This is a genomic window from Thermosulfurimonas sp. (genome assembly GCF_015491435.1).
GTDB lineage: Bacteria > Desulfobacterota > Thermodesulfobacteria > Thermodesulfobacteriales > Thermodesulfobacteriaceae > Thermosulfurimonas_A.
The window spans coordinates 1-4,482 of the sequence record NZ_WFVX01000086.1 but is presented as its reverse complement, the minus strand read 5'-3'; the positions used below and the strand labels follow the sequence as shown (position 1 = coordinate 4,482).

The following is a 4,482-nucleotide window of genomic DNA, read 5'->3' as shown; positions in this document are numbered from 1 at the left end:
GTGGGGGAGAGCTGCCCCCCGGTCATACCATAGACGGTGTTATTGATCATGATGGCGGTAATGCGTTCGCCCCGGGCCGCGGCGTGAAGGCTTTCCGTAAGGCCGATGGCCGCAAAGTCCCCGTCGCCCTGGTAGGTAAAGACCGCAAGCTCCGGCCGGGCCCGTTTGGCCCCGGTGGCCGCAGCGCAGGCCCTTCCGTGCGGGGCCTCGCAGATGTCCGCGTCGTAGTAATAGTAAAGGAAACAGGCGCAGCCGATGGAGGCCACCCCGTAGGCCCGTTCCCGGATCCCCAGCTCGTCGATCACCTCGGCAAGGAGCCGATGGGCGATCCCGTGATGGCACCCCGGACAGTAGTGAAAGGGGCGCTCGGTAAGGGATCGGGGAAAGGTGAAAGGGGGTTTTACCTTTTTCGGAGACACCGCCTGATCCTCCGGTAGATGTCTTCCGGGGCGGGAAGGTCGCTCGGGGGAAGGGCAAAGCTTTCCACCTCCGCCCTTCCGCACACGGAAAGTTTCACATCCTCTACCATCTGCCCGCAGTTAAGCTCCACCACTAAGAACCTTACCCCTCGCAGGGCGAGTTCGCGGAAGGGCTTTTCCGGAAAGGGAAAGAGGGTTATGGGCCGCACAAAGGCCACGGGATAGCCCTTCTTGCGGGCCATCTCCACGGCCTCCTTCACGATCCGGGAAAGGGACCCGAAGGCACAGACCGCAAGCTCGGCCCCCTCTGCGTAGAGGACCTCGGCCCGGGCCTCGCGCCGCATGGCCCGGTATTTCTTCTGGAGAAGCTCGTTTCGGGCCCGAAGCTCCCCGGGCCCGAGAAAGAGGCTTTTTAAGACCCGGGCCGGACGCCCCCGGGCCCCGGTAAGCGCCCAGTCCTTGGGATATTCCCGCACCCGGAGCCGGCGCGGAAGAAGGGGTTCCTTCATCTGGCCGAGAAGGGCGTCGGTGAGAATCATGGCCGGCTGCCGGTATTTTTCGGAAAGCTCAAAGGCCTTCGCCGTAAGCTCGTAGGCCTCCTGAACGCTTGCCGGGGAGAGGACCAGGAAGTGATAGTCGCCGTGTCCGGCCCCGCGGGTGGCCTGGAAGTAGTCCCCCTGGGAGGCCTCGATCCCTCCGAGCCCCGGGCCTCCGCGGGAGACATTCACCACCACCGCCGGGAGCTCAAGGGCCGCAAGATAGGAGAAGGTCTCGGCCATAAGGGAGATGCCCGGGCTTGAGGAGGAGGTCATGGCCCGCACCCCGGTGGAGACCGCCCCGAGGAGCATGTTCACCGCGGCAAGCTCGCTTTCGGCCTGAAGGAAGACCCCGCCCCGTTTGGGAAGCTCCCGGGCCATGAGTTCCGGGATCTCGTTCTGCGGGGTGATGGGATATCCGAAATAACACCGGCAGCCCGCCTCAAGCGCCCCCAGGGCAATGGCCTCCGAGCCCTTGACCAGAACGGGTTTCACCTAAACCACCTCCAGGACCACATCCGGACACATAAGATAACACACCCCGCAGCCGGTGCATTTTTCGGGCTCCGTCACCTCCACCACCCGGTAGCCCTGACGGTTGCGGCGCCCCCCCACGGAAAGGATCTTCCGGGGACAGAAGTGCACACAAAGCCCGCAGCCCTTGCATCTTTCGGGAAAGGAGACCCGGACCCGAAAACGTGCCATCTAATCCTCTCCCATCTCCCGAAAAAGGGCCTCGATCTCTCCCGGGGTTTCAGCCTGTAGGACACGAAATTCCTTTCCGGAAAGGATACGCTTAATGAGCCCGGAAAGGACCCGCTTGGGCCCCGCCTCAAGGAAGGTGCGGACGCCGGCCGCATACATGGCCTCAACGCTTTCCACCCAGCGCACCGGGGAGAGCATCTGGCGCGAAAGGGCCTCGCGAATACGCTCAGGATCGGTCTCCGGGGTGGCGGTAACATTGAGGACCACCGGAATTCGGGCCGGAGAAAACGGGGTTTCTCTTAAGGCTTCGGCGAACCTTTGCGCGGCTTTTTCCATGAGCGGGGAGTGAAAGGCCCCGGAAACGGAAAGCTTTACCACCCGTTTGGCGCCTGCGGCCCGGGCCTCCTCTGCGGCCTTTGCCGCGGCCTCCTCCTCGCCGCTGATCACGCTCTGTTCCGGAGAATTGTGGTTGGCCAGATACACCCGGCCCGAAACCCGGGAAAGGATTTCGGTCAGGCTCTCCCGCGAAAGACCGATCACCGCATACATGGCCCCCGGGGCCTCCTCCCCGGCCCGGGACATGAGTTCCCCGCGAAGTTTCGTAAGCCGGAAGGTATCCTCAAGAGACAGAACCCCTGCCGCACACAGGGCGCTGAACTCCCCCAGGCTGTGTCCGGCGAAAAAGGCCGGCCGAAGGCCCCGGGCGGAAAGCACCCGCCACACGGAAAGGTTCACCGCGGTAAGGGCCGGCTGGAGCCGCGAGGTCTCGGTAAGCTCTTTCTCGGGGCCTTCGAAGCAGAGCCGGCGCAGGGGAAGACCGGTAAGGTCTTCGGCAAGCTCAAACACCTCCCGGGCCTCGGGGAAGGCCTCATAAAGGTCCTTTCCCATTCCTACATACTGCGCCCCCTGCCCGGGGAAGACCACCGCGATCACTTATTCCTCCTCCTCTTCCTCAAATTCCAGACCCTCTTCCTCCTCGAAAAGTTCCTCTTCGGCCTCTTCTTCCAGATAATCCTCGTACTCATCGGCACTCATGAGTTCCTCCAGTTCATCCGGATCCAGGAGTTTAACCCGGAGAAGCCAGCCGTCACCGTAGGGATCCTCCTCCACCAGCGCCGGATCACCCAGCACCTCCTCGTTTACGGCGGTAACCTCCCCGGAAACCGGGGCCACCAGTTCCTCCACCCCCCGGGAGGTCTCCACACTGCCGAAGACCTCGCCCTTTTCGATCTCCTCACCCTCTTCGGGTAGTTCCAGGTCCACCACCTCTCCGTAACGCCGACAGGCGAATTCGGAAAGACCGAGCAGAGCCTTGGCGCCCCGCTCCTTTTTCACCCAGAGATGCTCCTCGGAATAAAGCCGATCCTCGGGAAAGGCCATATACCACCTCCACTAGAATTTATCTTCACCGAATTAGCCGAAAAGATGGGCTTTGACAAGAGGTCCCAAAAGGCTTATGGTTTGACTTGAAAGATTCAGGTTGGGCTCGAAAAATGAAGATCGTGATACAAACCACCCTGTGGAAGGGTGGAAAGAAGAGATCCAATAAGGTGTAAGGAGGTGGAGGTATGCGCAACGGCTGGTCACCTTATCTGGGCGGAGCGCTCACCGGGTTGTTGCTGGTGGCCTCGGTGCTCGTCACCTATCAGCTCTTCGGACATCCCCGTTATCTGGGGACCTCCACGGCCTATGTACGGGTCTCCGGAATGATAGAAAAGGCGGTCTCCCCGCAGAGGGTGGCGGAGAATGAATACTATCGCAAGGAGGGAACAGGTATCGACTGGAAGGTGATGCTGGTCCTGGGGGTGCCGCTCGGGGCTCTGCTGGCGGCCCTGCGCAACGGAGAGTTCCGTTTGCGCTGGGTACCGGAGAGATGGACACGGTGTTTCGGCAATTCACCGCTGGTGCGGGCGGTCGGAGCTTTCATCGGTGGGTTCCTCATCATCTACGGGGCGCGTCTGGCCGGGGGATGCCCCAGCGGACACGGACTTTCGGGCATGAGCCAGCTGGCGGTAAGTGCCTTCTTCGTGGTGACGGGGTTTTTCGCCGGTGGTATTCCCCTGGCTCTAATCCTTTACGGCAGGGAAAGGAGGTAGGCCATGGAACTCTTGATCGGGCTTATCACGGGAATTATCTGGGGCTATATCTTCCAGCGGGCCCGCATCTTACGCTTTGAAAAACACATCGGGCTTCTCACCCTGACGGATCTCACGGTGCTCAAGTTCCTCCTTTCCGGAGTAATAGTAGGGGCCATCGGGATTCAGCTTTTAACCACCCTGGGGCTGGCGCCTTATCATCTCAAACCCACCTTTATAGCGGCCAATCTTGTGGGCGGGGTGATTTACGGTCTGGGCTGGGCGGTCCTGGGGTACTGCCCGGGGACAGCTCCGGGGGCCATAGGTGAAGGGTCTCTAGACGGTATCTTCGGAGTCCTGGGAGGCCTGGTGGGAGCCGCCACCTTCGCCCACACCTATCCCTTCTGGAAAAAGACCCTTTACGGAATCGGGGCCTACGGGAAGATTTCCCTCCCCATGGTGCTCCATCTCCCGCCGCTTCTGGTGGGGGTAATCTTTGCCGGGGCCCTCTTGGCCTTTATCGCCTTTCTTGAGAAAATGGGCTGGTGATCCCGGCAAAGGTCATACGACGAAAAAGACTCGGGGGAGAGTATTTCCTTCTTGAGTTTGAGGCCCCGGAGGTGGCGGAAAAGGCCCTTCCGGGGCAGTTCGTAAGGCTTAAGGCCTGGCCCGGAAACGATCCCCTCCTTCCCCGCCCCTTCTCGGTGCATGAGGTGCAGGAGGGAGGGATTTTCGTACTCTATCAGG

General features: G+C 61.3%; 7 protein-coding genes and 1 pseudogene. 3 read left to right on the top strand and 5 right to left on the bottom strand.

Going from position 1 to position 4,482, the window contains the following annotated elements; genetic code table 11:
* From F8J34_RS03935 to gcvH, 5 genes are all read right to left on the bottom strand, one after another.
* Nucleotides 1-419: thiamine pyrophosphate-dependent enzyme (locus F8J34_RS03935; RefSeq protein WP_297056703.1), on the bottom strand; the 419-nt coding region annotated here is incomplete at its 3' end.
* Complete coding sequence (gene vorB, locus F8J34_RS03930; RefSeq protein ID WP_297056702.1) at nt 401-1,450, bottom strand: 3-methyl-2-oxobutanoate dehydrogenase subunit VorB; 1,050 nt, start codon at nt 1,448-1,450, stop codon at nt 401-403. The genes F8J34_RS03935 and vorB, both read right to left, overlap by 19 nt.
* Nucleotides 1,451-1,660, bottom strand: a complete 210-nt coding sequence (locus tag F8J34_RS03925; protein ID WP_297056701.1) for a 4Fe-4S binding protein — start codon at nt 1,658-1,660, stop codon at nt 1,451-1,453.
* Nucleotides 1,661-2,593, bottom strand: coding sequence for an ACP S-malonyltransferase (gene fabD, locus F8J34_RS03920; protein ID WP_297056700.1), 933 nt, complete (start codon nt 2,591-2,593; stop codon nt 1,661-1,663).
* Complete coding sequence (gcvH, locus tag F8J34_RS03915; RefSeq protein WP_297056699.1) at nt 2,594-3,040, bottom strand: glycine cleavage system protein GcvH; 447 nt, start codon at nt 3,038-3,040, stop codon at nt 2,594-2,596.
* A 188-nt stretch (nt 3,041-3,228) separates the two neighbouring features.
* Between gcvH and F8J34_RS03910 the strand changes: the two genes are divergently transcribed.
* The 3 genes and pseudogenes from F8J34_RS03910 to F8J34_RS03900 form a co-directional block, all read left to right on the top strand.
* Nucleotides 3,229-3,756 (top strand): YeeE/YedE thiosulfate transporter family protein, encoded by a 528-nt coding sequence (locus F8J34_RS03910; protein WP_297056698.1) that lies wholly within the window; start codon nt 3,229-3,231, stop codon nt 3,754-3,756.
* Nucleotides 3,757-3,759: 3 nt separating this feature from the next.
* The gene (locus F8J34_RS03905) at nt 3,760-4,284 is read left to right on the top strand and encodes a YeeE/YedE thiosulfate transporter family protein (RefSeq protein ID WP_297056697.1); all 525 of its coding nucleotides are present in this window, start codon (nt 3,760-3,762) and stop codon (nt 4,282-4,284) included.
* Nucleotides 4,281-4,482: pseudogene (locus tag F8J34_RS03900) on the top strand (dihydroorotate dehydrogenase electron transfer subunit); the annotation flags it as partial. The gene F8J34_RS03905 and the pseudogene F8J34_RS03900, both read left to right, overlap by 4 nt.

Excerpts from the sequence above, each read along its gene's own strand:
- F8J34_RS03925 (WP_297056701.1), bottom strand. The coding sequence starts at position 1,660 with ATGGCACGTTTTCGGGTCCGGGTCTCCTTTCCCGAAAGATGCAAGGGC.
- gcvH (WP_297056699.1), bottom strand. The coding sequence starts at position 3,040 with ATGGCCTTTCCCGAGGATCGGCTTTATTCCGAGGAGCATCTCTGGGTG.
- F8J34_RS03910 (WP_297056698.1), top strand. The coding sequence starts at position 3,229 with ATGCGCAACGGCTGGTCACCTTATCTGGGCGGAGCGCTCACCGGGTTG.
- F8J34_RS03905 (WP_297056697.1), top strand. The coding sequence starts at position 3,760 with ATGGAACTCTTGATCGGGCTTATCACGGGAATTATCTGGGGCTATATC.